General features: G+C 63.6%; 24 protein-coding genes. 17 read left to right on the top strand and 7 right to left on the bottom strand.

From position 1 onward, the window contains the following. The gene (locus tag ACFTSA_RS07565) at positions 1-687 is read right to left on the bottom strand and encodes a LuxR C-terminal-related transcriptional regulator (RefSeq protein ID WP_377950668.1); all 687 of its coding nucleotides are present in this window, start codon (positions 685-687) and stop codon (positions 1-3) included. 260 nt (positions 688-947) lie between these two features. Between ACFTSA_RS07565 and ACFTSA_RS07560 the strand changes: the two genes are divergently transcribed. The 5 genes from ACFTSA_RS07560 (at position 948) to ACFTSA_RS07540 (ending at position 4,348) form a co-directional block, all read left to right on the top strand. Beyond that, positions 948-1,292, top strand: coding sequence for a hypothetical protein (locus ACFTSA_RS07560; protein ID WP_377950667.1), 345 nt, complete (start codon positions 948-950; stop codon positions 1,290-1,292). A gap of 119 nt (positions 1,293-1,411) precedes the next feature. Continuing rightward, positions 1,412-1,792, top strand: a complete 381-nt coding sequence (locus ACFTSA_RS07555) for a hypothetical protein (protein ID WP_377950666.1) — start codon at positions 1,412-1,414, stop codon at positions 1,790-1,792. Positions 1,793-2,097: 305 nt separating this feature from the next. Next, positions 2,098-2,556 (top strand): DUF4870 domain-containing protein, encoded by a 459-nt coding sequence (locus ACFTSA_RS07550; RefSeq protein ID WP_377922908.1) that lies wholly within the window; start codon positions 2,098-2,100, stop codon positions 2,554-2,556. Between the two features lie 319 nt (positions 2,557-2,875). After that, positions 2,876-3,205 carry a DUF4190 domain-containing protein gene (locus ACFTSA_RS07545; protein ID WP_377922906.1) on the top strand — a complete coding sequence of 110 codons (330 nt, stop codon included), beginning with the start codon at positions 2,876-2,878 and terminating at the stop codon, positions 3,203-3,205. Between the two features lie 3 nt (positions 3,206-3,208). After that, a complete protein-coding gene (locus ACFTSA_RS07540; protein ID WP_377950665.1) occupies positions 3,209-4,348 on the top strand; it encodes a DUF4190 domain-containing protein in 1,140 nt (379 codons plus the stop codon). 538 nt (positions 4,349-4,886) lie between these two features. On the opposite strand, the gene ACFTSA_RS07535 is transcribed toward ACFTSA_RS07540, so the two are convergent. From ACFTSA_RS07535 to ACFTSA_RS07520, 4 genes are all read right to left on the bottom strand, one after another. After that, on the bottom strand, positions 4,887-5,444 hold the full coding sequence (locus ACFTSA_RS07535) for a hypothetical protein (RefSeq protein WP_377950664.1): 558 nt from the start codon (positions 5,442-5,444) through the stop codon (positions 4,887-4,889). Positions 5,445-5,697: 253 nt separating this feature from the next. Beyond that, positions 5,698-6,501 (bottom strand): Cof-type HAD-IIB family hydrolase, encoded by an 804-nt coding sequence (locus ACFTSA_RS07530; protein WP_377950892.1) that lies wholly within the window; start codon positions 6,499-6,501, stop codon positions 5,698-5,700. 43 nt (positions 6,502-6,544) lie between these two features. Then, a complete protein-coding gene (locus ACFTSA_RS07525) occupies positions 6,545-7,426 on the bottom strand; it encodes a pentapeptide repeat-containing protein (protein ID WP_377950663.1) in 882 nt (293 codons plus the stop codon). Then, the gene (locus ACFTSA_RS07520; RefSeq protein WP_377950662.1) at positions 7,423-9,843 is read right to left on the bottom strand and encodes an ATP-binding protein; all 2,421 of its coding nucleotides are present in this window, start codon (positions 9,841-9,843) and stop codon (positions 7,423-7,425) included. The genes ACFTSA_RS07525 and ACFTSA_RS07520 overlap by 4 nt, the downstream gene beginning before the upstream one ends. Positions 9,844-10,001: 158 nt before the next feature. Between ACFTSA_RS07520 and ACFTSA_RS07515 the strand changes: the two genes are divergently transcribed. Beyond that, a complete protein-coding gene (locus tag ACFTSA_RS07515) occupies positions 10,002-11,048 on the top strand; it encodes a DDE-type integrase/transposase/recombinase (protein ID WP_377950661.1) in 1,047 nt (348 codons plus the stop codon). A gap of 373 nt (positions 11,049-11,421) precedes the next feature. Here the strand turns inward: ACFTSA_RS07515 and ACFTSA_RS07510 are convergent, their stop codons facing one another. Next, positions 11,422-11,562: a hypothetical protein gene (locus ACFTSA_RS07510; protein ID WP_377950660.1), complete on the bottom strand. Its 141-nt coding sequence runs from the start codon at positions 11,560-11,562 to the stop codon at positions 11,422-11,424. 244 nt (positions 11,563-11,806) lie between these two features. Between ACFTSA_RS07510 and ACFTSA_RS07505 the strand changes: the two genes are divergently transcribed. The 3 genes from ACFTSA_RS07505 to ACFTSA_RS07495 all read left to right on the top strand — a co-directional run bounded on the left by ACFTSA_RS07505 (position 11,807) and on the right by ACFTSA_RS07495 (position 15,573). Then, positions 11,807-13,738: a hypothetical protein gene (locus ACFTSA_RS07505; protein WP_377950659.1), complete on the top strand. Its 1,932-nt coding sequence runs from the start codon at positions 11,807-11,809 to the stop codon at positions 13,736-13,738. Positions 13,739-14,840: 1,102 nt separating this feature from the next. Further along, entirely contained in the window at positions 14,841-14,975 is a 135-nt protein-coding gene (locus ACFTSA_RS07500) for a hypothetical protein (protein WP_377950658.1), read from the top strand. 439 nt (positions 14,976-15,414) lie between these two features. Then, positions 15,415-15,573: a hypothetical protein gene (locus ACFTSA_RS07495; RefSeq protein ID WP_377950657.1), complete on the top strand. Its 159-nt coding sequence runs from the start codon at positions 15,415-15,417 to the stop codon at positions 15,571-15,573. Positions 15,574-16,194: 621 nt separating this feature from the next. On the opposite strand, the gene ACFTSA_RS07490 is transcribed toward ACFTSA_RS07495, so the two are convergent. Next, a complete protein-coding gene (locus tag ACFTSA_RS07490) occupies positions 16,195-16,677 on the bottom strand; it encodes a winged helix-turn-helix transcriptional regulator (RefSeq protein WP_377950656.1) in 483 nt (160 codons plus the stop codon). A gap of 128 nt (positions 16,678-16,805) precedes the next feature. On the opposite strand from ACFTSA_RS07490, the gene ACFTSA_RS07485 reads away from it, so the two are divergent. From ACFTSA_RS07485 to ACFTSA_RS07450, 8 genes are all read left to right on the top strand, one after another. Continuing rightward, positions 16,806-17,522 (top strand): SDR family oxidoreductase, encoded by a 717-nt coding sequence (locus ACFTSA_RS07485; protein WP_377950655.1) that lies wholly within the window; start codon positions 16,806-16,808, stop codon positions 17,520-17,522. Between the two features lie 48 nt (positions 17,523-17,570). Continuing rightward, positions 17,571-18,095: a PaaI family thioesterase gene (locus tag ACFTSA_RS07480; RefSeq protein WP_377950654.1), complete on the top strand. Its 525-nt coding sequence runs from the start codon at positions 17,571-17,573 to the stop codon at positions 18,093-18,095. Then, positions 18,092-19,135: a TDT family transporter gene (locus ACFTSA_RS07475; protein WP_377950653.1), complete on the top strand. Its 1,044-nt coding sequence runs from the start codon at positions 18,092-18,094 to the stop codon at positions 19,133-19,135. Before ACFTSA_RS07480 ends, ACFTSA_RS07475 begins: the two co-directional genes overlap by 4 nt. 666 nt (positions 19,136-19,801) lie before the next feature. Then, the gene (locus ACFTSA_RS07470; RefSeq protein WP_377950652.1) at positions 19,802-20,791 is read left to right on the top strand and encodes a LacI family DNA-binding transcriptional regulator; all 990 of its coding nucleotides are present in this window, start codon (positions 19,802-19,804) and stop codon (positions 20,789-20,791) included. A 2-nt stretch (positions 20,792-20,793) separates the two neighbouring features. Then, positions 20,794-21,774, top strand: a complete 981-nt coding sequence (locus ACFTSA_RS07465; RefSeq protein ID WP_377950651.1) for a 2-hydroxyacid dehydrogenase — start codon at positions 20,794-20,796, stop codon at positions 21,772-21,774. Continuing rightward, positions 21,771-22,988, top strand: a complete 1,218-nt coding sequence (gene manD, locus ACFTSA_RS07460) for a D-mannonate dehydratase ManD (protein WP_377950650.1) — start codon at positions 21,771-21,773, stop codon at positions 22,986-22,988. The genes ACFTSA_RS07465 and manD overlap by 4 nt, the downstream gene beginning before the upstream one ends. Before the next feature lie 3 nt (positions 22,989-22,991). After that, a complete protein-coding gene (locus tag ACFTSA_RS07455; protein ID WP_377950649.1) occupies positions 22,992-24,515 on the top strand; it encodes a mannitol dehydrogenase family protein in 1,524 nt (507 codons plus the stop codon). Then, positions 24,512-25,579 carry an alcohol dehydrogenase catalytic domain-containing protein gene (locus tag ACFTSA_RS07450; protein WP_377950648.1) on the top strand — a complete coding sequence of 356 codons (1,068 nt, stop codon included), beginning with the start codon at positions 24,512-24,514 and terminating at the stop codon, positions 25,577-25,579. Before ACFTSA_RS07455 ends, ACFTSA_RS07450 begins: the two co-directional genes overlap by 4 nt. The last annotated feature ends 32 nt before the right edge of the window (positions 25,580-25,611 follow it).

The raw sequence follows: 25,611 nt of genomic DNA, 5'->3' as shown, positions 1-25,611 counted from the left end.
TCAGCGCTTCCGCAGCGGGAGTACCGGCGGCAGGATGCCGTCTTCAACCGCCCGGATGTAGAGGTCGATTTTGGTGTTGGCGGGGCGGCCTGCCGCTTCGTACTTTTCCCGGATCCGGTCGATGTTTTTCTTCACGGTGCTCTCGGCGATGTTCATCCGCCTTGACACCTGATACTGGCCGAGGCCGGCCGCGTACAAGGCAATGCATTCGCGTTCACGGTCCGAGAGGTTGGCTGCGACGAAGTCGGAGTCGACCTCGATCGCTGCGGCCAGCTCCTGGCTGTCGATCGTTTCGCCGGCAGCTATTCGTCGCAGCTTGGCGAACGTCTCCGCGATGGGCTCAGACTTCAAGGAGACTCCCATGGCCCCGTTCGCGAGGGCGTCCTGGATCTGTCCGACGTTGTCCCCGAGGGTGAACACGAGCACTTTGTACCCCGCGGCCGTCAGTTTGGCGACGTTCCCACCGGGCTGGGAGCCGTCCGCCAGTGACAGGTCCAAGGCAACGACATCGCTGGGCCGGGAAGCTTTCCCCAGCGCCCCGAGGAAGGCATCAACGCTGGGCGCAGCTCCTAACACTGTCACTCGCGGTGTCCTGGTTGCCGCTTCCCTGCCGGCGGACAGGGCGAAGCCGACCCGCACCGCCTCGTGATCGTCAATGATTCCAGCGCGTACTGTTTCCAACCCCATTGCCCCCTTCTGCGATCGGACAGCTCCGATGAGGATCAGTTTGAGGTTCGGCCGGAATTGTTCCAACTGTGACGCGCCACATGTTCTGTATGTGTCATGAAGCCCGCGCATGTCCACAGTTCCGGTGACAACCGAGGCCCGATCCCCTCACCAGCCGGTACGGCACGGCGTTGCCGATCTAGTCTCGGAGCGTGCCCCGAGCCGGGGCTCCACCAACCGAAAGGCAGTCCATGGTCTCGCCAAGGAAAACACTCAGGTCTTTGGCCACAGCCACCGTCCTCATCGGAGCCGGCCTGGTGTTGACGGGCTGTGGCGGAGCACCGGAACTGACAGGCAACTGGTCAGCGGATGACGGCAGCGGCACGAAGGTCATCAACGACGCGGGTGCCTGCCGCGGCATGTTTTACTCCGGCGGCAAACCGCTGGACATCGGCGGCGGCATGTCGTGCTCCCTGTCCGACAAAAAGGGGACAAACGGCCGGTACTCCCTCGTCGTCACGCAGCCGCCCAACGAAGCGTCGTACCAGGTCGAATTCAGCGGCAACGACTCAGCGACCGTGTACGACGTTTCCGGCACACGCCTGTATTCGATGAAGCGCCTCTAGCCGACTTCACCACACCCGGGCCCGGAACCCAGCGGCAAAATATGGGGGGCCGCTGGATTCCTTGCCCCTGGGTGCACACGCTCCGCGCCACTCCCCAAACTGACGGACAGGAACAGACCATGGCAGCCATCGACGACAAGATCCAGGCAACAAAGCTCATCCTTCACACGCCCAAGTCCTTTGACCAGATCCGCGCCCTCGGACTTGAAGCCGCCGCAAGGGCCTCCGGAACACTGACGAAAGTCAGTGAACTGGAAGTCGACTCCAACAAGTCCATCTCCTACACCGTGAAACGTTCCGGTTTCCTGGACGTCATGAATTTTGGGATCGTATTCAGCCAAGCAGAAGGCGACAGGGACAACACCGTCCTGCTCGTGCCTGGCACGTACCTGACAAGCCAAGCGACCTTGCTGGTGTTTATCCCGATCGGACCCAAGGATGCCGCCGGCTACCCCACGCTGAAGAAATTCTCTGACCACGTTCGGGCCGCATTGTCCTAGGTCCCGGCTCGCAGCACGCCCCGGCGACTCCGGCTCTGGCGCCCGTTCGCTCGCAAGCAGCAGCCAGCACCAGGAAATACCACCCCGCTCCAGATCCAGAGCGTGCCGCCGATCCTAACTAGCGCCGACAGGACCGAACAAGGGGACGCGGGATGCAAACGTGCAATCGAACGACACAATCCGGAATCTTGATGTGATCCTGAGGCAGCGGCTCTAATCTCAGTCCTACCTGAGGGGAGGGTAACGACCTGTATCAGGTAGCTGTGAACACTGAACTCGCAAACACGACCTGAACAGGACACACGATGAGCAACCAGACGCCCGAGTCATACCCTGAGCAGCCGCCGGCACCGCCCTATCAGCCGGCACCCCCAGAAGCTGCCTGGAGCGGCACCCTTTACCGGCCGGCGGTGGCCCCGCCGTCGCACCAACTGAACCCCTATGAGGACAAACAGTGGGCGACGTTCGCTCACCTGGGAGGAGTTACCGGCTTCGTCCCGGCCCTGGTGATCTACCTGGTTTTCAAAGACAGGGGACGGTTCGCAAGGCAGGAAGCAGCCGAGGCGCTCAACTTCCAAATCACCATCGCCGCGGCCAACCTGGTCTGCATCGTCTTCTCCCTGATCCCGTTCATCGGCCTGCTGTTCAGCCTGGCGATGCTCGGCCTCTGGGTGGCCCTGATAGTGTTCTCGATCCTTGCCGGTGTGGCCGCCAACAAGGGCGAGCCGTACCGCTACCCGATGCCGTTCCGCATCATCACCTGAGCCGTCCGCAGCCGGCGGCGGCGCTGCATACGTTGCGGTGCAGTCCGGGTAGCGGGGGGTGCCCGTCGAGCGAAACATTAGGGGCCATGTACGTACATTCGCTTGACCGGGAATGCCCTGCCCGTGGATTCTCAGTACAACTCGCGCGGGAGCTTCGACCCGCCGCGGACATCACACATGGGGGAACCTTATGAACTGCCCGAACTGCCACACGCCCAACGCCTCATCGGCGAGCTCCTGCAGTACCTGCGGAACAACAATCAAGACGCCTTCAGGGGACAGCGTCGCTCCCGCTGCCTCCTCAAGGCGGGACGGCCGCATGACGATTGCGGAACGCCGTGCTGCCGGCATCGAACCCGCCGCGTCGCCCGTTCAGACGGCTGAGTACAGGGCGTCGGTGTACCGTCCCGCACCCCTGCACACCGGCACGAACGGTTTCGCCATCACAGCTCTGATCCTTGGGTTGGTCGGCGGGTCCATTCTGGCCATCATTTTCGGCCACCTGGCCAAGGCGCAGATCAGGCGCACCGGGGAACAGGGGAACGGCCTGGCAACCGCAGGCCTCATCCTTGGCTACGCCGGGACCGCGCTACTCGCCATTGTCCTCACCGCAATGATTGTCGCAGCCGTTTCCTACAGGGGGTACTGAACCATGCACAACGACCACTTTGAGCCCAGCCTTCACGGCTATGCCCCCCAAGGGTATGGAGCGCTGCCCACCAGGACGAACCCCTTCGCGATTGCGTCCTTTGTCCTTTCCTTTTTCGTGACGCTTTTATCGATCATCTTCGGCCACGTAGCACTGAGCCAGATCAAGCGGACGGGTGAGGGAGGGCGCGGCCTTGCCCTCGCAGGCCTTTGGATCTCCTACCTCTCAGTCGTAGCGGCGCTCACCGCCCTAGGCGTGTTCTGGGTGATGGCGTTGAACGCCCAGAACGCCGCAACGAGGTCTTTCGCGAGTGGCGACGGGGTCTACGCCGCCCCCACGCCGTACTACAACAGCACCCCGCAGCCCTACTATTCGGCACCGGCGGACAGTTCCCAGCCCATCTCCGGCTCGGATGCTTCATACGCGGTCCCGCAATTCAGCTCAGCCCCTGCCGCCGACGGGCCCGCTGCAGTGGCCCAGCCGGCCTCGTCGTCCCCGGTCAGCGACGCGGACCGGGCCTACTGCCAGAACCGCGGAGTGCTCCTCTGGCTAGCGGGTTCTGCCACATATCGCGGGGCCCTGTGCTCGATTGACGGATCCCCGACACTCATCAGCATGGCGAACGACGTGGGCGGCAATGTCACCCTGCCGGCGCGGTCCGAGACCAACTCGTTCAGCGCCACCGCGCCGGACGGCACTGAGTATTCGTACGGACAGGGAACGGTCACCATCACAACGACGTCCAAGACGTTCACTGAACCGACCACCGAGTGGGAGGCCGGCAACGCATCGTCTTTGAGCTCGCCAGGGGACCTGGGTCTCAGCGTGCCGATTTCCTATCCGGCATGTGACGAAAACGTCATGATCGTCTACGGCACGTCATGGCACAGTGCGACGAACGCCGGCGCCGTCCAGAAACTTCTCGACACGCACCCCGGGTCTTCATACATGCGAACCGACCTCAGTTGCCGGGCCTTCACTGGTCCTTCGACAGCAAACAGCGAGAGTGCATATGTTTATGTGGTCTACTCCGAAGAGTCGAGCGAGGATGCCGCGTGCAAGGTAATCTCTGGTACCGCCTACTACGGTCGCCTGCTGAGCAATTCCCGGGAGTCGGGTGAAAACAAGCTCCAGTGCGGCTGACCCTGTGATTGGTGGGCTACACCCCTGCCATAACGGCCGGCTACCCGCGGTCGGACAGGAACCCCACCTAAGTCATCGCAGCTGGCGGGTGAGGTCCGCAAGTAGTGCCCGTCCATCTTGCAGCAACCTCGTTGACAGACTGCCTCTGTAAGTTTCGCTGCCTTTCCGCCAGCGAAAAGGGTGCCTGACCCTTAGGCCAGGCACCCTTTTCGATTGTTTTCAGGTAATGACCACCAGGGCGCTTCCAGTCCATTTGGGGTACTTGCAAGCCATATCCCTGAGCGGGTACGGGTGCCCTTAATACTGGCTGGACGGTCCCGATGCTGGCTGGTAGTTGCCGTCCTTCATGTTGAGCCCCAGAAGTGCCTGATTGTTCGGAGTCCGATTACTGGATGGCAGTCCGCGACACGGAAGTCAGCGGGCTGTTACGGTCGTGATTTTTGCAGCCACGGGAAACTGCCGGATGTCCGGCGGTTATCTCTGGACGCCAACACCCCGGCAGCTGAGGCCGGGGTTCTTGACGGGGTAGGACGAGGGTTCAGGAGCCGAATGCCGCGGTGTACTGCTTGTTGACGGTTGGCGTGAGCTTGCCGCTGACGCGCAGCAAAGCCGTGCCTTTGAGGTGGTGCCATTCGGTGCCGTAAGCGGGGCCCATCTCTTTCAGGACACCCAGGATGTATTCGGAGCGGGCCTTCGCGTCGGCCGCGTTCTCGAACACCTCGACGACCGCTCCCCCGTCGATGCCGGTCTCCCCTGCCGTGGCCCCGGAGTCGGTGATCCAGGCGGCCGAGATGTACTGGTTGGGCCGGCCAAGGAGATGGTTCGAGTCCAGCGCTTCGGTCACTGTTGTGACCTTCGTGATGCTGGCGACCTTCGGCTTCAGGGAGGCAGCGATCGATGCCGCGTCGGCGGCCTTGGTCGGTGCCGGAGTGGGTGTTGCGGTAGGCGTCTCCGACGGTGTGGATGCAATTGACGATACCGCAGCGACCGAAGACGGTGCCGCCGACGCAGGCTGGCTGGAGATCGGGGTGGAAGGTGCCGAGCAGCCGGCCAGGAGAAGTGCCGTCGCCCCAAGGGCGGCCAAATGTTTACGCATGGACCTGATGCTAGCCGTCAGGCAGGACTGGATCGGAAATGCTACACGCATGGCCGCTATTGGGTCTTTTGCGCCTCCAGCGCACGCTCGGCGCCGCCGATGACGCCTTCTGCTCGCCCGCCACGCCCACGCCCACGCCCACGCCCACGCCCACGCCCACCACGATGAAAATAGGCAGCTCGAGAACGATCGACATCCCCGCTACCAGCTTGTGCGCTCGAAGGCCAACCAAGGAAAAACCCGCGTGTGGCGATCAACTTCCCGCCGCGGCGAGCCAAGTCTCTAGGTAGGCCGCGACGCCATCATCGTGGTGGCGGGCGGTGGTGACCGTCGCGGCGTCGAGTACAGCTTGCTTTCCGTTCGCGACTGCGATGGAGGTTCCCACGGAGGCGAAAGCCGGGATGTCGTTATAGTTGTCCCCGAAGAAGTAGCAGTCGCCTTTGTCGTAGCCAAGTTCTTCGGCGGCGGCCTCGACGCCAAGGCCTTTCGAGCATGCGGCGTTGGCGATCTCTAGGTAGGTGTCTTTCGAACGGTAGGTGACTACACCAGGCTCAGTGCTGAGGAGCGTCTCGATCCCGTCAACCAGGGACTGCTCGCCCATGCACATGACCTTGTGCGGCGGATGCACATCGACCCGGCCAGAGGAGATGTACTCATTTGACCGCATCGAGCGCGGCGACACCCCGGTGTTATTGATCTCGCGTGCGGTCCACGGATCGTTGCCCCAGACGTGCCAGTCCTCACCGGCGAAGAAGCTCGCATGCAGGTCGACCTCGGAGCAGTATTCCGCGATCTTCCGGGCATGCTCCGGCGTGATGGCGACGTCATGCACGATGGCGCCTGATCGGGACAGCACAAGCCCTCCGTTGTAGGCAATCAGCGGCTCATTGTCACCGTCGTAGAGCCGCTCGAGGATCCGCATGGACTCAGGCATGCGCGAAGAACAAAGGACGAAGGCGTGACCCGCGGCACGGATCGCCCGGACAGCATCGATCGTGCGCCGGGATAGTGTTCGGTCCGGATTAAGCAATGTACCGTCGATGTCTGTGCAGAACATAGCCATGGCTTGGGTCTCCTCGTGCGGGTAGGAACTGATTGAGTCAGGTGTGAGTCAGAACAGGCAGTCGGGTCCTATCGTCGACGATCGGTTCACGCAGGACGAGCCCCTCGACGTTGCAATCGCGAAGGTCAGCGCCACGCAGGTCGGGCGTCTCGATCGTCGCGTTCCTCAGGTCGGCCGCGCGCAAGTCAGCGTCTCGCAAGTCGGCGCCCTTTAGACAGGCCCTACGTAGACTGGCGGCCCGTAAATCTGCTCCGCGAAGAACGACTGCGCTGCCGCTGCAGTCCGACAGGTCGGCACGCCGCAGATCCGCTCGCTCCAAATCGGCGCCCTCGAGTACGGCTCGTGGTAGCCGGACATCTGTTAAAGACGAGTCCACCATCCGGGCTTCAGTGAAGTCGGCATCCGAGCCGGCGACACGCGAAAGGTTTGCCGCTGTCCAGTTGACGCTTCGCGCCTTCAGACCGTCGACGGTGGCGCCATATAGATTCAGGCCGACTGCGTGAGAACCGCTCAGGTTAGCCCTTGAGAGATTCGACCTGCGAAGGTCTGCGCGGGCCAGGTCCGTAGACGAGAGGTCACCGCCGCTCAGATCGCGCGCCGCGAGGATGATTCCCGCCAAGCTCCTGCCCGGGATACGGATCTCAGTCAAGTCAGGAGCGGCAATGAGGGTCTGAACAAACCGATGTTCCTCAGCAAGACGCCGCTCACGTTCCGCCTCGACCCGACCGACCAGCGCTTCAACGTACAGGACGGCCACGCCGAGCACCGCGCCGACGCCAAGATTGATCCCTAGGTCGGAAAACTTGTTGCCTTCGGTGGGGCCTAGGACCCACATTGCCATTCCAACCACGAAAATGACGGCGATAAGGATCAGTGCGGGGAGACTAGTCGATTGCAGCCTCGTCCACAGCCGCGTCATGCCGTGGCCGCCTCGGCTTCGATTGCATCGCGGATCAGGGCCGCGCGATCTTCCTCTCCGTTGGCGTCGAGCTCAATCGCAATCACCTCCAGCAGGTCGTTCGGCCCAAGGTCGCGCGCGTCAGCAGCCGAAGTGAACCACTCAAGCGCCCGTTCGAGGTCACCGGTTCGCAACGCAATCTCCCCGAGAACGATCTCAGTCTCGCGAATACCCTGCGCGTAACCAATTGATTGATGCCCGTGCAGGGCGCGCTCCGCCGTCGCATTCGCTTCAGAGAAGGATTCGTCATCCCTCGCGAGAGTCATGAGGAATGTCGCCTTATATTGCCACCCGATCGCCTGGGACCGAGCGGAACCGACCTGAGTGCTCCACGAGATGACACGCTCGATGTGGTCAAGCGCTTCGTCCGCCTTGCCCGCCCGCCGAAGCGTCTTTGCGTAGGGAATGAGGAACCGGTGACTCGCCACGCGGCTGTCAACGGTGTCGATAGCCTGACGGTAAAGGCTTTCGGCCACCGAGAGGTCGCCGGACACACGCGACAGCTTCGCCTTGTTCCGCAGTGCCCGGGCGCGCAGGGGGCCGGGAGCGAGCTCGCCGCGCATTGCAAACGCCTTATCGACATGTGCGACGTACTGGACCCGATGATTTTCTGCGCTGCCTGGTGCGATACCCGCCTGCCGTTCGTACTGGCGGCCGTGAAGTTCGGCCAAATCACAATGCACTTCGCACAGTGCTTCGGTGTCGTCGAGCGCCTCCGCGAGCCGTTGGCTCTCTTCGTAGGCTTCGAGCGCTTGGTCGATCTCCCCCTCGAATATCAGCACGTCACCCCACGAACCCAGCGCCACAGTCCGGATTGAGGGAGGATTCTCTTTACCGGTCAGCTGGGCGAGCAGACGCCCGGCATTTGCAACCTCGCTAGCGCTTATATAGGAGTTAACGAGCTCGAGTTGGATCGAGGCCCGTGAGTCGTCCCCGTCGAACACGACTCCGTCGGAAAACTCCAGCACTTTGCCGAACAGCGCAGCGGCCTCAGCCGACGCCCCAGTGGCCTGTGCGTTGCGTGCCGCTCTAAGGAGGTACGGGAAGGCAGCCGCGTGCTTGGCGGCCAGATACAAGTGCTCTCCGATCAAGGCGTCCCAGTCCTCGTTCGAGCTCGCGCGAAGATTGGAGATGACGTCGGCTACCTGGGCGTGTAACCGGCGCTTTCGCAATCCACTCAGCTGTGAGTAGAGCACGTCGCGGATCTTGCCGTGTGAGAACTCAAAGGATTCGTCGCTTGTCTGGAGCTCACGGATCAAGTCGACGTCGAGAAACTTCTCCATGTCGCGCAGGAGTTCGTCCTCGCCTGCTTCCATCAGTCCGTGAAGTACGGCGAAGGCGAATCGACGGCCGACGACCGCGGCGAGCTCCAGTTCGTGCCGTTCCTCGACGTCGAGCAGGTTCAGACGGGAGGCGATAACCTCTTCCACGGAGTCGGGAATGTCCCAGGACCCAATGTCTCCATTGAACATCCAGACCCCGTCGACCTGGCTCAATGAGACTCGACCGGACCTCGGGTCTGGGGAGCAGAGCATCCGGATTAGCTCCCGGGTAAAGAGCGGATTGCCTTCGGTCTCTTCGTAGAGTTTCTTGGTGACCGACTCCGGCAGGTTTGTGGGACCGCCGAGCAACGACTCCACGAGCGCCCCGAAGCCCGTGACGTCGAAACCGCGGATCTCGTGATTCTGGTAGATCCCTTCCATGCGTCGCGCCGAAGCGATGACTGGACGGACTGGGTGTGCGGGCTCCGCGACCCGGTCGGAGCGAAACGCCCCGAGAATTACTACGGGGCCTTCGCTCAGGCGCGAGACCAGGCAGATCAGTGCGTCAGCGCTGCCGACGTCAAGATGTTCGAGGTCATCGATGAACAATAGCTTCGGTGAGGAGCCACCTTTGCGATAGGCACCCATGATCACATTCGTGAAGGTAGCGACGATGGCCTCTCTACGGCTTGACGGATCAGCAGAGATCGATTCGCTCACGGCTGCCATCTCGACCTCCGGCGAACCGGCGCCGAACTGCTCGGCAACGACTTCTCCCACAGAACGGCCGTCCGCCATCTGCCGTACGAGCTCTCGCACCGGGAAGTAGCTCATCCCTTCGTGGAAGGGTTCGCAGGCCGTGCGGACGCAGTCATACCCGAGTTGCTCCGCTGCCACCAACACAGCCTCGGCCAGTGCCGACTTTCCCGCTCCGCTAGCGCCACTGAGCATAATCACTGCCCCCGCGGGACCGGCTTCTCGTCTGCTTACGCGCTCAAGTGTCCGATTGATCAGTGCCAACTCAGCGTCACGGCCATACAACCCGCCGACAATTTTGCGATTCACCGACACCCCAATACGACCCACATCGCACCGGATCGGCGATAGTGGGTTCATGTTATGGGCGGCTCAGGCGAAGGTCAAGGATTCGCGTTGACTCATTGAAAACCTCCGCGTAGCCGGATTCGTTGCCTCATTTGAATACCTCCGCGTAGCGGCGTGGTTGAGGGTGTTGGTGGCGGGTGCGGGCTATGCCCGTTTTCATGGAGCTAACGATGGCCCAGCGGCAAGCTGTGACGAAGAAGAAGGCCCTCGCCTATCAGAGCGCGGACCGTGCAGGGAAGTCCCGGATCCTGGACGAGCTGGTCGACCTGACCGGTTGGCACCGCGACTATGCCAGGGCTGCCCTGAGGGACGCGCTGGTGCTGAAAATCGTCAGGCCGAGGCCGGGCAGGACACCCGTCTATGGGCCGGACCTGCTGCCGGCGCTGATCAAGTGCTGGGCGGTGCTGCGGGCCCCGGCCGGCAGGCTGCTGGTGCCGATGCTGCCGGTGCTGGTGCCGTTGCTGCGGCGGGACCGGGAGCTTGAGCTCACCGATGAACAGGCTGCGTTGCTGATGCGGATGAGCGCGGCGACGATCGACCGCAAGCTCGCCGGCGAGCGGGCCAGACTGATCCCGCGGGGACGGTCCCACACCAAGCCGGGCACGCTGCTGAAGTCCCAGATTCCGGTCCGCACCTGGGCCGAGTGGGACGACGCGGTCCCGGGGTTTGTGGAGATCGACCTTGTCGGTCACGAGGGCGGGAACAGCTTCGGGGAGTTCTGCTGCACGCTGACCGTGACCGATGTTTGCACCGGGTGGACCGTGAACCGGTCGGTGCGGAACAAGGCCGCGAAATGGGTCTTTGAGGCCCTTGAGCACGTCACTGCCCTGTTCCCGTTCCCCATCACCGGCATCGATTCGGACAACGGTTCCGAGTTCATCAACGACCACCTGCTGGCCTACTGCCACGCGCACCAGATCACCTTCACCCGCTCCCGCCCGGGGAACAAAAACGACGGCGCACACGTCGAGCAGAAGAACTGGGCCCGGGTCCGGGAACTGGTGGGCTACCTGCGCTACGACACGCCCGCGGAGCTGGAGAAACTCAACGAAATCTGGGAGCTGGACCGCGTCTTCACCAACTACCTGCTGCCCCAGCAGAAACTGCTCTCCAAGCAACGCCACGGCGCGAAGATCACCAAGAAGCACGACGCGCCGGCCACACCCCACCAGCGGTCCGGCACGAACGGGTGCACAAACGGCCGGTCATCCAGATGAACGCGGCCTTCAAACGCATCAAACCCGCGCCCTCTCCCGCCAGATCCTGGCTCTGACCGCAGAGCTGGAAACACTCGCCCTGGCCAAGAAACCAGCCCCTCTCAAACCGGTGAACCGCGCCTGGAACGGCTAACCAATCCGGAGGTTTTTCAACGAGGCAACGAAGCCACTCATCCGGAGGTTTTCAAATGAGGCAACGTATTACCCCTCCCGGAGGTATTGCAATGAGGCAACAGGGGATTCGCTTTGACTCCTAGGAAACCTCCGCGTAGCGGCGTGGTTGATGGAGTTAGCAGCGGATGCGGGCTATGCCCGTTTTCATGGAGCTGACGATGGCCCATCAGAAAGCTGAAACGAAGCAGAACCCCCTCGACTAGAAGTGCCCGATCGTGCAGGGAAGTTTCGGATCCCGGACGAGGCTGTCGAATCGAACGGATGACACCGCGACTACGGCCGGCTGGCGCTGCACGATGCCCTTGGAGGTGAAGTCGTTGACCGTGATCAAGACGTACACGGTCGAAGGCCCCACCGGCCCGGTCGACACAAAAAGATGCCGTGGCCCGGCCTGGTGAAACTGGATTGGTGAACATTGCTGGGCCATATTCCCTGCGGAACGGGCCGCCCTTCCGAAGGACGCAAGAACTATAGTTCCTGAGACGGGCCCGCGTCTTGGCATGTCGTAACACGCACCTGACTTGACCATTCTGACCACATAATTGGAGTGGCCGGGGTCTGCCGGCACCGGCGGAGGGGGACGCATGAAGAAGTGGCAATTGATTGTGGCGCTTGTGGTAACGGCCATAGTGGTCTCGGCGGTCATCGTCTGGCAGCCGTGGGCATCGACGCCAACCGTGGCCAACGACCAAGTCCAGGAATCGACTACCGGAACAGGGTGGTCGGCCACAGCGTCCTTTCCGGGTGAGGCCAGCCTAAAAGCGCGGGTCCAGCAGGCCCAACCGGACGAGAAACAGAGTGCCGCTTTTCCAGCCGCCACCAGGCTCAGAGCGCTTGCCGAATTCAGTGTTGAGGGCGGTCCGTTTCCAGCCAGCGGGGCAAAGGTGTCCTTCACACTGAATGAGCCGCTCGCCGGTGAAAGGGTACCGGTAATTGCACACTGGGACGCGGGCAACTCGATTTGGCAACCAGTGCAGACGACGCTATCCGGGGATCGCCGTACTGTGACCGCCGCAGTCGCCCATTTCTCGCAGTACGGATTCTTCGATTACCTCTTCAACGCGCTCGGTCAGGTGACAGGCAACGCTGCTGCTTCCGGTGTGACCTGCGACCGTCCCATTCCAAACTGGGCCGACCCACAGTACTTTGACGACATCAATTCACCCGTCCTATGGTGCGGTGGCAAGGACGCCAAGAACGCGGACATACTCGTAGCAAAACTTAAAATGAACCGCGACACGGCAGCGAAGGTCACGCTGGCCATCGACCCGGCCTGGGCGTGGAGCGACCTCTGGAAAGCCTTTCCGACAGACCTAGCCACGATGGCTGCCGCGGCTGAACTCCCAAGCAACCCGTTCAGCAAACGCCAGTACCTAATTCAGCCGTTCGGAGAGATGGATCTTGGATTCAGCCGCTCCGATCTCGAGGCCCTCTACTACGGTGGGACCAACAAACCACTCATAAGGGTGGAGACCGGCTGGTTTTATAGTGCTGCGGCCATCATGTGGGACATGGCTGGTGACATGTCAGGACGTGACAGCCCGATCGGAGCGGTGTCCTCAACACTGGCGATGATCGAATGCGGCCAAGCCCTGCTCTCCGCCAGCTCTGCCGACGGAGCGGTCGATGCTTTCGGCAACGCTATGACCTGCTTAGGTACCCAGCAATCCAAGGATGCGCTCAACCGTGGTGTCCGAACAGTGCTAGCAGACCGATACCCCCACCTCACCAGTGGATGGATCACTGTCCACTCCAAAACAATTCTTTCCAAGTTTGGCCTCATCGGGCTAGGCATGAAGACCGCCGACTTCTCGCTCAAGGCCTTTTCGGCCGTCGGCGATGCCTCACTTCCCGACAATGTCAGGCAGTTCCAATATGAGCCGTCTCTGGACGCTATCAAGCAAGTCGCGGCAAAGAAGAAGACATCTGCAACAGAAAATAAGTTTTCAGGATCGGCTGTAGACATCGCCTACACATTCGCCTACCCCTCATCCTGGTCGGTATCTGGATCCAACGGGCAACTGACCGTAAAGAACGCCGCAGGGACGCAGGTAGCAAGTCTTGTGGCACTCCCTGTCTGGGGGGCTGAGGGCCCTCCCGTGTCAGCACCCGTAGCAGCTGAGGCAAATTACGGGAACTTCATGCTTCAGCAACCACGCAGCACGCCATGCGCATCCTGCACGACTCACGTCAGAAGCATCATCGTGGATTCGAGGAAAGCCACCGCCCCGCCCGAGTTCAGTTTGCCGCCCACCGGTCTTGGTTGGCCCCAGCCGGTCGTCGTCAGCACCGGCCTGTCTGGAGCACAAGCCCCGGCCGTGACCGTGGACCCCCGCATTTTGGATGGTGTGGCAGTGGTGGAGTCAGGTGTCAACGGCAGCAACGGTGACTCGAAAAGAGTCATCATCTTCGACAGTCGCGTCTACTTTCCAACAGTCGCAAAGGCAAAAACTTGGATGACCTCTGAAGAGCATCGGGCCATAGAAAAAATGATCGCTTCAATCCGCGTGTCCTGACGGCCGGAGTGTGAAGCTCCGGCGCTCTATCAAGCTACATTTCGTCTGGCTTCAGTTGTTGTCACCAGACATGACTTCTGCCGTTTTTAGTCTCACTCACAGCTGACGTCCCCTACGGATGGATCCACGAACTTGACCAGGCAAACCATGCAGAAATACACCCAAAGCAACAGCAACTCGCGGCCTGAGTCCCGGCCCGGAGGTACCCCGTCCGAAGTGCTGAACCTTCAAGATCCGGCGTCCTGAACCTTCAAGAAAGGAGCTCTCAATGGAACTGGCACTAGTCATCGCACTGGTGGCCATGAACGGCCTCGTCTTCAGGCGCGCAATCGCCCGTCTGCAGGCCAGAACCTTTATGATCCGACAAGACCGTTATTCGAAGGGTCCTACCGGACACACTGGTCACTGAGCGCTATATGACCACGGTCTTCGAGCAAATTGGACTCGCTGTCTGGTGCATCGTGGCGCTCGGCTCAGCCATTATCGCCCTCAACAGCACGCACACCTGACCCACAGAAATCCCCTCCATGCACCCTGCTCTACATCCAGGGAGACGCCGAAGTTGGGCACCGGTTGAGCTGCCGCCGATCTCATCGGACTGGTGCGGGCAGTAGGCCGCGAAAATCTCGTAGGTCTTCCGAGCGAGAAGCAGGGCGTCGGTAGGGCGAATCTCCTCGCCGAGTGGCAGCGCCGGCCTTTTCACCGGACACTGGCGCCTACTTGCGATAGGTTAGAGGCCGAAGTGGAGAGGAGATGCCCGTGGGCTACACCCACTACTTCCCGGGCCTCGCAGCCACCGCTGACGTCATCACCGATGCCGTGAAGATCATTGAAGCCTCCTCGGAGACCATTTGCGGCCCGGCCGGTCAGGGACATCCAATACTCAACGCAGAGGACGGAATCCGTCTGAACGGCTTTAAGGCTGCCGGCGAGGCCTACGAGACGTTCCATCTGGGGGCACAACAGCGTCGGCCTACCAGGAATTGGGGACGTTCTGCACGACGGAGAACCGGCCCTACGACGTTGTGGTCACCGCCATTCTGATCGCTGCGGCGGTCCGGTCCCTGGGCTCCACGACCGGCACTATCCGCAGTGACGGTCGGTGGGACAACTGGCTGCCGGGGTGGACCTTTTCGAGAAGGCGGTGCGCCCGCTGACCGAGGACGAGAAAGTCGCACTGGAGCTCGACGTCGAGGCCATGCGCCCACCTCCCACTCCACACTCCAACGATTCTTAGGAGTCGTGGAAACCTCGTGTCGGATGGCTTAAGGAGGCAAGTTGGTTGCTGGGGACCTCAGCCGGTCGTAGTTCCTTCCGGGGAAACCTGACCGCGCTCCGTCTCCAGGTCAGGGCCACCTGGGGTGTTACCGGGTCCGGTGAAGTCGACTGGTTCGATCGTTTGGCCGGCGACGGATTTGTACTGCCGCGGCATCCCGGTATGAGGCCTCAGAGGTCCGGAACTCCTCTGGCCGTGGAGACCAAGCCCCAGTTGCGCCCCTCACAGAGCCCTACTAGTCATGCAGCCGGCCGGAAGCCCTGCCATGAACGGTCGTGGAGGCAGAAACAAGAACAAAACGCACAGATGGCTCCGCAACTAGAAGGTCATGCGGTTCCACCCCAGGCCGACCATGAATAAGCAGAACAGTCCACCACAACCGAAAAGGAGGAGGAGGGGGATGAACAACCAACGTCGAACAGAAAAGAAATTTTCCGCCGAACGTTCAAAGATCATGTCGGCCGACCCCAAGCTGCCCATGAACAGGTACCAAAGACCAAACACTCAAGCACAAGAACTAGGCAAGGAGGCCACCGGCCACACCACCGGCCAGCAATGAAAAAGGCCCCCGAAGGGGCCCTTCACAACACAATTTGTGCACACTCAGAGGCTAAAAAGCCCCTGAACAGGGAAAACACGTGCCCAAGGTGGGACTCGAACCGGGCGCCAACCCTTGAAAAGCCGCCACTCGCCCGAAAACATCCCCAATCCGGCCCAGTCCGATAGCCGTACAACCGAATCCAAATCCCAAGGTGTGCACATTGTGCACACCCTCTTTGTGAGCATTTCGAGGTCCAACCATTCGAGTGTGACGGTCCTTTTTGGGCATCGGGAATCCCCCGCCGTCAGTGGCCGCCGTGTTGCCCACTCCGACAACGTTCCCGGGCTCAGCCGGCATCCGACGCACGGTATCGGCGGAGTGATGTGCGGAACAAGCCGAGGGCTGGGGTTCAACGAGCGTCATAGGGGTTGCGACCTCCTTCGAACATCTCATGGGTGGAGACCAAGAAGAAGGCATGACCCGAACCTCGTCCTTTCGAACACCGGATTGCCACAAGGCCCCGGGCAGGAAGGAATGGCTGTAATGTCGGACTCAGGCACACGTTGCCTGTCCCCAGGTCATGTCAGAGGACGACGGCGGGGCGTACCGCCGTCGTCCTCCTTCGTCTGGGTTTTGTGGTTACTGGCCGGACGCCGGGCTGGTTCCCGCCGCTGACACAAGCGGGCCGAGCATCAAGCTCCCCGGCTTGAACTCCTCACCACACTCCGCACACAAGACCACCGGTTTCAGGTCAGCACCGCAACTGTGCTTGTACGAGGCTCGGGGCGTCTCGTCGCGCATCCACGTACTGCTCCAGGCCGCGAGCGAAATGAGAATTGGCGCGACTTCGGCTCCGGAAGTTGTGAGGTGGTACTCATAGCGCGCGGGGCGTTCGGAGTACTGGACGCGCTCGATCACGCCGCGGCTTTCGAGGGTGCGCAGCCGGCCCGTCAGGATGTCGCGGGACGCGCCTGTATTCCGCGCAATCTGATCGAACCGATGAACGCCCAGCGACATCTCACGAAGGGCCAGCAGCGCCCAGCGCTCCCCCAAGACGTCCAGGCCTGCCGCGATGAAACACGCCCTCGGCGCGCCAGTTGACGTATTGGTCGGCTGATTCATCGTTCACCTGCTTTCAGTACTCTCCACAAGTATACAGGTTAGTTGGAAAATCCAACTGACTCAGGTAGCCTGAAATTCCGAGGCCGCGACACCCTGCGGCGTCGCCAAAACCGACATCAGGAGAATTCATGCCACTGCTATCTGGCGCCGTCGTCCTTGTCACCGGCGCGAACGGCGGCCTGGGCCGCGAACTCGTGGAACAGGCCCTCGCCCGGGGTGCTGCCAAGGTGTACGCAACAGCCCGCCGTCCGCGGGAGTGGAACGATCCCCGGGTCGTCGCTCTGGATCTCGATATCACCGACCCCGGCTCGATCCGGGCAGCCGTGGCCCAGGCGCAGGACGTCACGGTCCTGATCAACAACGCCGGCATGAGCGTCGAATCGGACACCCTGGTGACACTCTCCGACGAGCAGGTCCGCGAAGTCATGGAGACCAACTTCTTCGGACCCGTCGCCCTGACCAAGGCATTCGCGCCGGTGCTCGCCGCCAGCGGGACATCAGCGGTCCTCAACATCCACTCGGTGCTCAGCTGGATCGCGCTCACCGGCGCCTACAGCGCATCAAAGGCGGCCCTGTGGTCGGCCACCAACTCCTTCCGGGTGGAACTCGCGCCCCAAGGCACGCAGGTCACGGGCGTGCACGTCGGCTACATCGACACCGCCATGGCCAAGGGCGTGGATGCCCCGAAGACCTCCCCCAGGGAAGTAGCGCGGAAGTCCTTCGACGGGCTCGAGCACGGTGACTACGAGGTCATCGTGGACGACATCAGCGCCGGCGTGAAGCTCGGCCTGTCCGGTCCAATCCAGGATCTGTACCCAGCCCTGGCTGCCAATGCCCCGGCCTGACGGTGCCAAACCCTGACGACCTGCACAGAACCTGAAGAGGAAATCCCCATGGCAACCAATACCCCGGCGGAACGCTCGGAAACCTTCACCTGGACGGATCCGGCGATCGCGCTTGAACAGCTGCCGCGGCTATCGGGGCTGGAGTACTTTTCCGGCCTGCGCGACGGCAGCATTGCGCCGCCGCCGATCGCTTCGCTCATGAAGTTCGATCTCGTCGAGGCGAAGTACGGACACGTCGGGTTCCAGTGCGAGCCGGGAGAAGCACACTACAACCCCCTCGGAATGGTGCACGGCGGCCTGGCATGTACGCTCCTCGACACTGTGCTCGGCTGCGCAGCACACAGCACTCTGGAAGCAGGGATCGGCTACACCTCCATCGATCTGGCGGTCAAGTACCTGCGGCCCATCACGCTCCACAAGGGCGCCCTTCGCGCCGAGGGGTCAGTCGTGAAATCCGGCTCACGGGTGATCTTCACCGAAGGCCGCCTCAGCACAGCCGACGGAGAACTCCTCGCCACCGCAACGAGCACGCTGCTCGTCTTCACCCACCAACCGAGCGGACCGACGACATGACTGATACCGGCACCATTGCGGCGTTGACGCCGACCGTTCAGGACCGCGCCTCGTCCCCGGCGACCCCTTCGTCCGCGGCCGTCCCCTCGGGAATGCCGGCGTTGAGCCGGTTCGGGATTCCCTTGGGCCTCGCCGGTCTCGGCGGCGGCTGGTCCGCGGCCAGGAGCTCACTCGGCGCCCCGATGTGGCCCGAGGAAATCCTGTACGGAGCGGCCAGCTCTCTGTGGCTGGTCCTGACCGCGCTCTACGTGGTCCGGGGCCTCCGCCGGAAAGGAGCATTCAGGGCCGACCTGAGACATGAACTCGCGGGGCCGTTTGCGGCCTTCATCCCGCTGGTGGGGATTCTGCTTTCGGCGCACTACGGCCAGTACCTGCCGGCATGGGGCGCCTGGCCGTGCGTGGCTTTCATTGCCGCCCTTGCCATCGTCACTGCCCAGCTCCTCGCCCACTGGGTCACCGGCGGGGTGTCCATGCAATCCATCCATCCCGGCTACCTGTTGCCTGTCGTGCCCGGATTCTTCGTCGCCAGCATCGGATTCACCAGCATCCATGCCCGTGATGCGGCCATGGCAGCGTTCGGCGTTGGTGCGTTCTTCTGGCTGGTCATGGGAACCGTCGTCACCGTGCGGCTGATGACCGGCGGCGAGGTGCCGCCAGCCGCCAAGACCGGACTGTCCGCATACCTGGCCGCGCCGGCAACGGCCAACATCGCCTGGATGGTGTCGCATCCAGGACCCGTGGGCGCAGTGCAGCTTGGTCTAACAGGCGTGCTGGTGATCATGGCCCTGATGCAGCTCATGGTCCTCCCCGAATACCGAAAGCTCCCCTTCACGCAAATGTTTTGGATATTCACTTTCCCCGTAGGTGCAACCGCGAACTACTCCATCCGCTGGCTCGCAACAACCGCCCCCTCCGCCCCCGACATATACGCCTGGACGATTCTCGGCCTCGCAACAGCCTTCACACTGGGCATTGCAGCCCGCACGGTCCCAACAGCCATCGCCCGCCCCAAAATACAGGGAGCCATATACCGCCGCTGAGCACAGAAGCGCACTGCGAAATAGTCGGACGGACACCGGCCAGCCCACGGAAAATGGACATCAAGTACCTGAAGCGACCCGACGATAAATCGCGGAACTCCTAGAAGCCGCTGGCATTGATGATTCTCGCGATTTCGCCTGGTTCATCCTCATCCTGATCAAGGGAGCCAACGTCGAAGCGGTGGAACGACGAAAATAGCCCCCATCATGTTTACAAAGCGCGGTCTCGGCTCTGACCAAACGGCTGAATAGTGATTAACGGAATCTTCACTATCGGCGTGCGGTCCAGGCCTTCGTTAGGCGCGAGAATCGTGCACTTGATTGCACATCGGTGCTGGAGAGATGGTCTCGCCATTCCAAAGCTCCGCACCGGCGTTGGATAGCTTGTCTCGTTTGCCGAGCATCCTTCCGCTTTCCCTCCAGTTCCGGCAGTGCCGGCGCGGCGGCCTTGGGTTTTCGCGACGGCGGATGAGCCGCGCGACCTGGTCGGCCGGGCTCCAATCTTTGTTAGCCACGGCAAGCCCCGCGGCGTGCGGTAGGGGATCGATCCCTTATGTCATTTGCCCGGGGCCCATTGTGATGCACCTCATGGAAAAAGCTTGACAAGCTTGTACAAGTTTTTCCATACTTGAGGAGAAGGGTTTCAGCGAAGCAACTGGAGGACCGATGGCGGCAAAACTCACGGACGTCGCGAAGCTCGCGGGCGTCTCGCTCGCCACCGCGTCGCGGGCGTTCGGCGATCCCGGCCGGCTCGCCGCCGAGACGCGGCAGAAGGTCATGGATGCCGCCGCCCAGCTCGGGTACGACGTCCCGGGCCCTAACGGCAGCCGCACTTTCGGCGTCGTGGTCCCGGACATTTCCAACGCCGTCTTCGCCGCGCTTATCAAGGCGATCCAGGACCAGGCCTGGCACGGCCGGCACCGGATGGTCCTGGCGGATACCGGCGAGTCCTCGGCCCGGGAGCGCGAGCACCTGGCAGCGTTCGCCACGGGCGTGGACGGCATCATCCTCTGCTCCCCGCGTCTGCCTTCGGACCAGATCCACAACCTGGCCGGCAACTCGCCGCTCGTGGTGATCAACGGCGAGGCGGACCAGGCCGCGCGGGTGCTGATGGAGGCCGGCGAGGGGATCCGGCAGGCCGTCGAGCATCTTCACGCCCTCGGCCACCGCAAGCTTGCCTACATCCCCGGCCCGGCCTCCTCGTGGGCGAACGGCCAGCGACTCGGAGCCATCACCCGTCTCTGCGGTGAGTGGGGCATTGAACTGGTCACCGTGGGCAACCAGAACGCCACGGTCGACGGCGGCCTGGCCGCCGCCGCCTCGGTGGTCGCCAGCGGCGCCACCGGCGTCGTCGCCTACAACGACCTTGTGGCCATCGGCATGCTCGCCGGCGCCCGGACCCTCGGCCACCACTGCCCCGAGGACATCAGCGTGGTGGGCATCGACGACCTCGACATTGCCGCGGCCGCCGAACCCGGCCTCACCTCCGTCCGCGTTCCCATCAGCCGCAGCGGCTCCCTCGCCCTCGAACTCCTCCTCGAACAGATCGCCGGCAAGCCCACCGCCACCGAGGCGGTCCACCTCAACTCACAGCTCATCGTGCGCGGCTCCACGTTCGCCGCCCGCAACGCCAGCCAGACCCTCCAGGGAAAGTAACCATGAGAATCGTCATCGCAGACGCCAACCTGATGCCCCAGCGTGCCATCTTCGAGGCCGCGCTGCCGGAAGGGACCGTCACGTCCTGGCACGACAGCTGGAATGAACACTCCGTCCTGACCGACCTCAAGGACGCCGACGTCTACGTCGGACCCAAGTTCACCGCCGCCATGGGCGCCGAGGCCCGGAACCTCCGGCTGGTGCACGTGGGCGGTGCCGGCTACGACGGCATCGACGCCAACGCCCTGCCTGCCGGGGCCGTCTGTGCCAACACCTTCCACCACGAAGCCTCCATTGCCGAACACATCGCCACCGTGCTCGTGGCCCTTCGCCGCAACCTGCTCGGCCAGGACGCTGCCCTGCGCACCGGCGTCTGGTCCTCCTCGGTCTACTCCCCCGACATCCGCCAGCCGGAAACGCTGCGCGGCGCGGTGGTCACCTTCCTCGGCTTCGGCCACATCGGCAGCGCCGCCTGGAAACTGCTGCAGGCCTTCGGCGCCGAGGGCATCGCCATCACCCGCAGCGGCTCCGTCAACGCTGACGAGCACGGCCTGCGCTGGACCGGCACCACGGACCGCCTCGGCGAAGCCCTCAGCGAATCCGACGTGATAGTGGTCAGCATCCCGCTCGACGCCGGAAACACCTCCCTGATCGGCGCGGCAGAACTGGACGAACTCGGTCCCAACGGGCAGATCGTCAACGTCGCCCGCGGCCCCGTCGTCGACGAAACTGCGCTCTACGACGCCCTCAAGGACCGCCGGATTGCCGGCGCTGCCATCGACGTCTGGTACCAGTACCCGGGCACCGACGGCCGCGGGGAACCCTCCGCCCTGCCGTTCGGCCGGCTCGACAACGTCATCATGACCCCGCACTCCTCCGGCGTCACCGCCGAAACCTTCCGCGGCCGTGCCCGCGAGATCGCCGAAAACATCACCCGACTGTCCAAGAACCAGCCACTGAAGAATGTAGTGATTTCCCGATGACCCGAAAAATCGTCGACGTCGACGTCCTCGTCACCAGTCCCAGCCGCAACTTCGTCACTCTGAAGATCACCACCGACGACGGCATCGTCGGCTGGGGCGACGCCACCCTGAACGGCCGTGAGCTCGCGGTGGCCAGCTACCTCCGCGACCACCTCGCCCCTGCCCTGCTGGGCCGGGACGCCGACCGGATCGAAGACAGCTGGCAATACTTCTACCGCGGCGCCTACTGGCGGCGCGGGCCGGTGACCATGGCCGCCGTCGGCGCGATCGACCTGGCGCTGTGGGACATCAAGGGCAAGGCCCTGGACGTCCCTGTCTACCAACTGCTGGGCGGCGCCGCCCGGGACAAGATCCTTACCTACACCCACGCCACCGGCTGGGACGTTCCCGAGCTCCTCGACTCCGTGGACCGACGCCGCGAGCAGGGCTTCCGCGCCGTCCGCGCCCAGTCCGGCGTGCCCGGCCTGGACAAGGTCTACGGCGTCACGAAGGGCGCCGCCAGCTACGAGCCGGCGGGCCGCGGCGCCGGCCCCGTCGAAGAGGACTGGGACACCTCCGCCTACCTCCGCCATGCCCCGAAGGTCCTGTCCGCGGTCCGCGAGCACGTGGGCCCGGACCTCAAGCTCCTCCACGACGTCCACCACCGGCTCAACCCCACAGAAGCCGCCCGGCTGGCCCGGTCCCTGGAGGACGTGGACCTGTTCTGGCTCGAGGACGTCACCCCTGCTGAAAACCAGCGGCTCCTGCGCACCCTGCGGCAGCAGACCACCATCCCGCTGGCCATCGGCGAGGTCTTCAACACCGTCTGGGACTGCGAGCACCTCATCACCGAACGCCTGATCGACTTCATCCGCACCGCCCTCGTCCACGCCGGAGGCATCTCCCACGTCCGCAAGATCCTCGCCCTCGCGGAGGTCTACCAGATCAAAGGCGCACCGCACGGCCCCTCCGACGTCTCACCGATCAACCTCTCCGCCTCGCTCCACCTGGGCCTGGCCACCAGCAACTTCGCCATCCAGGAATACATGGGCTACGACCCCCTGGTGTCCGCGGTCTTCCGGTCCAGCTTCCGCTTCGAGGACGGCTACCTCCACCCCGGCGACGAGCCCGGCCTCGGAGTGCACGTTGACGAGGACGCCGCCGCCCGCTTCCCGTACAAGCAGGCCTACCTGCCCATCGCCCGCGAGCTCGACGGCTCCATGAAGGACTGGTAACAAATGACCTCCATACCCCCGCTCACCGCGGCCACCCCCGGCATCCTCCGGCGATCCGCAGCACCGGCCGCCGGCATCGTGCACCTGGGTCTCGGCAACTTCCACCGCGCGCACCAGGCCGTCTACACGGACGCCGCAGTCACCGCCCACGGCGGTGACTGGGGCATCATCGGCGTCGCCAGCCGGTCCACCGCCATCCCGGATGCGATGCACGCCCAGGACATGCTCTACACCGTGGTGGAAATTTCGCCCGAGGGCTCCAAATTCTCCGTCCCCCGGGTCCACGCTGACGCCTTCACGGCGGCGGCAGATCCGGACCGGGTGGTCAAGGCGATCGGCGACGCCGGCACCCGCATTGTTTCCCTGACCGTCACGGAGAACGGCTACAACTACACCCCCGCCACAGGCTCCCTGAACCTGCAGGACCCTGCCATCCGGCATGACCTCGCCAACCCAGGCTCGCCGCAGACGCCGATCGGGCAGATCGTCCGCGGCCTCCAGCACCGGTCCCGGACCAACGGCGAGGTCGTCACGATCCTCAGCTGCGACAACCTCGCCGACAACGGCCGCCACACGCAGCGGCTGGTCCGCGAGTTCGCCTCGCTGCTCCCCGCCGCCGAAGCCGCCGAAATTCTCGCTTTTGTCGACACCCGCACCAGCTTCCCCTCCTCGATGGTGGACAGGATCGTGCCGGCCACCACCGACCACTACCGCAGCCTGGTCGCCTCCCATTGCGGCTACAGCGACCGGATCCCGGTGCCGGCCGAACCGTTCACCATGTGGATCGTCGAGGACAACTTCATCGCAGGCCGCCCCACGTGGGAAGTCGGCGGCGCGGTGTTCTCCGACCAAGTGGGCGGCTACGAACAGCTCAAGGTCCGGCTGCTCAACGGCACGCACTCCCTGATCGCGTACCTCGGAGCCCTCATTGGGGCGGTCACCATCCCGGACTCCGTCTCGCACCCGGACATCGAACTGGCCGCCCGCTCCGTGCTGCGGAACGAGTACCTACCCAGCGTTTCCGTCCCGGCAGGCGTGGACGTGGACGCCTACGAGGAGCAGCTCTTCTCCCGCTGGCGCAACACCGCCCTGGGCCACCGCACCAGCCAAGTGGGCTCGGACGGGTCCGTGAAACTCCGCCAGCGGATCCCGCTGCCGGCACTGCAGATACTCGACGACGGCCGGATGCCCCAGCTGCTGGCCCTCACCACCGCCGCATACCTCGCTTGCATCGCCCCGCTGCCGGGTTTCGATCCCGGCCCCCAGGCCCACGCGATGGACGACCCCGCCCGCGGCCTGCTGGCCGGCCTGGCATCCGCTTCCCGCTCCGGCGCCGACCTCGCCCAAAAGGTCCTGGGCGACCATCATCTCCTCGGCGAGGAACTGGCCGAACGTGACGACTTCATCCTCCGCACGGGCGACTTCATCGACATTCTCCACTCAGCCGGACCGCGGGCGGCCATCGCAGAAGCCAACACCGCCCTGCCCGCCGCGCCGTCCCTTCAAACCACACGGAGCACGCCATGACCACCCAAGCTCTTCCGGAAACCAACACCGCCGGGCTTCCCACCGGCACCCTGGCTGCGGTGCTGCACGGCGCCCGGGACCTGCGCATCGAGCAGAAGCCGTTGCCCGCCCTGGGCCCGAACGACGTGCTGGTCGAGATGCGGTCCGGTGGAATCTGCGGCTCGGACATGCATTACTTCGCGGCCGGCCGTAACGGCACCAACGTGCTGCGCCAGCCCACCGTCCTGGGCCATGAGGGAGCAGGCGTCGTTATCGCTGCCGGCCCCGCCGCAACAGTCGCCGCCGGGACCGCCGTTGCCATTGAACCGGCTCTGCCCTGCCGGGAATGCCCCACCTGCCTGTCCGGACGCTACAACCTCTGCCCGGCCGGCACCTGCTTCGGCTCCCCGCCCACTGACGGGCTGTTCGCCCGCCACGTGGTGGTGCCCGAAACCGCCGTCCACCGGCTGCCGGACAGCATTCCGGCCGAAATCGGGGCCGCGATCGAACCGCTCGCCGTTGCCGTCTGGGCCGTCGAACGGGCGCAGGTCCAGCAGGGCCACCGCGTGCTGATCACCGGCGCCGGACCCATCGGCCTGCTGGTCGCCCAGGTGGCTGCCGCCAAGGGTGCCGCCGAAATCGTGGTGACCGACGTGAACGACGACCGCCTCGCCGTTGCCACCAAATTCGGCGCCACAAGGACCGTCAACACCGCCACCACTGCACTGGACCTGGCCGGCATGGACCGGCTGATCGAATGCTCCGGCAACACCCGTGCCCTCGCAGACGGCATCCAGACCCTGGCGCCGGCAACCCGCGCCACCGTCGTCGGCCAGGCCAAGCCCACCGTGGACGGCATCCCCCTCGGCTTTCTCCAGCGATACGAGATCGACCTCGTCACCGCGTTCCGCTACGCCAACGCGTTCCCGACGGCGATCGAGCTCGCCTCCACCGGCGTCGTTGACCTCCCGTCCATCATCACCAGCACGTTCCCGCTCGAAGACGCCGCGGCCGCCCTCACGGCACCCATGACCGACCCCACCAACCTCAAAGTACTCATCACCTACACCCCAACCGCCCCCTAGCCTCGCAAGCTCGGCCTGGGAACCCGGCGGTC

Origin of the sequence: Arthrobacter sp. NPDC057013 (genome assembly GCF_042674585.1) — a bacterium.
In the GTDB taxonomy this organism is placed as follows: Bacteria; Actinomycetota; Actinomycetes; order Actinomycetales; family Micrococcaceae; genus Arthrobacter.
This window is presented reverse-complemented; position numbering and strand designations above follow the sequence as displayed.

Coding starts and splice junctions, on each gene's coding strand:
- ACFTSA_RS07565 (WP_377950668.1), bottom strand. CDS start 687: ATGGGGTTGGAAACAGTACGCGCTGGAATCATTGACGATCACGAGGCG.
- ACFTSA_RS07555 (WP_377950666.1), top strand. CDS start 1,412: ATGGCAGCCATCGACGACAAGATCCAGGCAACAAAGCTCATCCTTCAC.
- ACFTSA_RS07550 (WP_377922908.1), top strand. CDS start 2,098: ATGAGCAACCAGACGCCCGAGTCATACCCTGAGCAGCCGCCGGCACCG.
- ACFTSA_RS07545 (WP_377922906.1), top strand. CDS start 2,876: ATGACGATTGCGGAACGCCGTGCTGCCGGCATCGAACCCGCCGCGTCG.
- ACFTSA_RS07540 (WP_377950665.1), top strand. CDS start 3,209: ATGCACAACGACCACTTTGAGCCCAGCCTTCACGGCTATGCCCCCCAA.
- ACFTSA_RS07535 (WP_377950664.1), bottom strand. CDS start 5,444: ATGCGTAAACATTTGGCCGCCCTTGGGGCGACGGCACTTCTCCTGGCC.
- ACFTSA_RS07530 (WP_377950892.1), bottom strand. CDS start 6,501: ATGTTCTGCACAGACATCGACGGTACATTGCTTAATCCGGACCGAACA.
- ACFTSA_RS07525 (WP_377950663.1), bottom strand. CDS start 7,426: ATGACGCGGCTGTGGACGAGGCTGCAATCGACTAGTCTCCCCGCACTG.
- ACFTSA_RS07520 (WP_377950662.1), bottom strand. CDS start 9,843: ATGAACCCACTATCGCCGATCCGGTGCGATGTGGGTCGTATTGGGGTG.
- ACFTSA_RS07515 (WP_377950661.1), top strand. CDS start 10,002: ATGGCCCAGCGGCAAGCTGTGACGAAGAAGAAGGCCCTCGCCTATCAG.
- ACFTSA_RS07505 (WP_377950659.1), top strand. CDS start 11,807: ATGAAGAAGTGGCAATTGATTGTGGCGCTTGTGGTAACGGCCATAGTG.
- ACFTSA_RS07495 (WP_377950657.1), top strand. CDS start 15,415: ATGAACAACCAACGTCGAACAGAAAAGAAATTTTCCGCCGAACGTTCA.
- ACFTSA_RS07490 (WP_377950656.1), bottom strand. CDS start 16,677: ATGAATCAGCCGACCAATACGTCAACTGGCGCGCCGAGGGCGTGTTTC.
- ACFTSA_RS07485 (WP_377950655.1), top strand. CDS start 16,806: ATGCCACTGCTATCTGGCGCCGTCGTCCTTGTCACCGGCGCGAACGGC.
- ACFTSA_RS07480 (WP_377950654.1), top strand. CDS start 17,571: ATGGCAACCAATACCCCGGCGGAACGCTCGGAAACCTTCACCTGGACG.
- ACFTSA_RS07475 (WP_377950653.1), top strand. CDS start 18,092: ATGACTGATACCGGCACCATTGCGGCGTTGACGCCGACCGTTCAGGAC.
- ACFTSA_RS07470 (WP_377950652.1), top strand. CDS start 19,802: ATGGCGGCAAAACTCACGGACGTCGCGAAGCTCGCGGGCGTCTCGCTC.
- ACFTSA_RS07465 (WP_377950651.1), top strand. CDS start 20,794: ATGAGAATCGTCATCGCAGACGCCAACCTGATGCCCCAGCGTGCCATC.
- manD (WP_377950650.1), top strand. CDS start 21,771: ATGACCCGAAAAATCGTCGACGTCGACGTCCTCGTCACCAGTCCCAGC.
- ACFTSA_RS07455 (WP_377950649.1), top strand. CDS start 22,992: ATGACCTCCATACCCCCGCTCACCGCGGCCACCCCCGGCATCCTCCGG.
- ACFTSA_RS07450 (WP_377950648.1), top strand. CDS start 24,512: ATGACCACCCAAGCTCTTCCGGAAACCAACACCGCCGGGCTTCCCACC.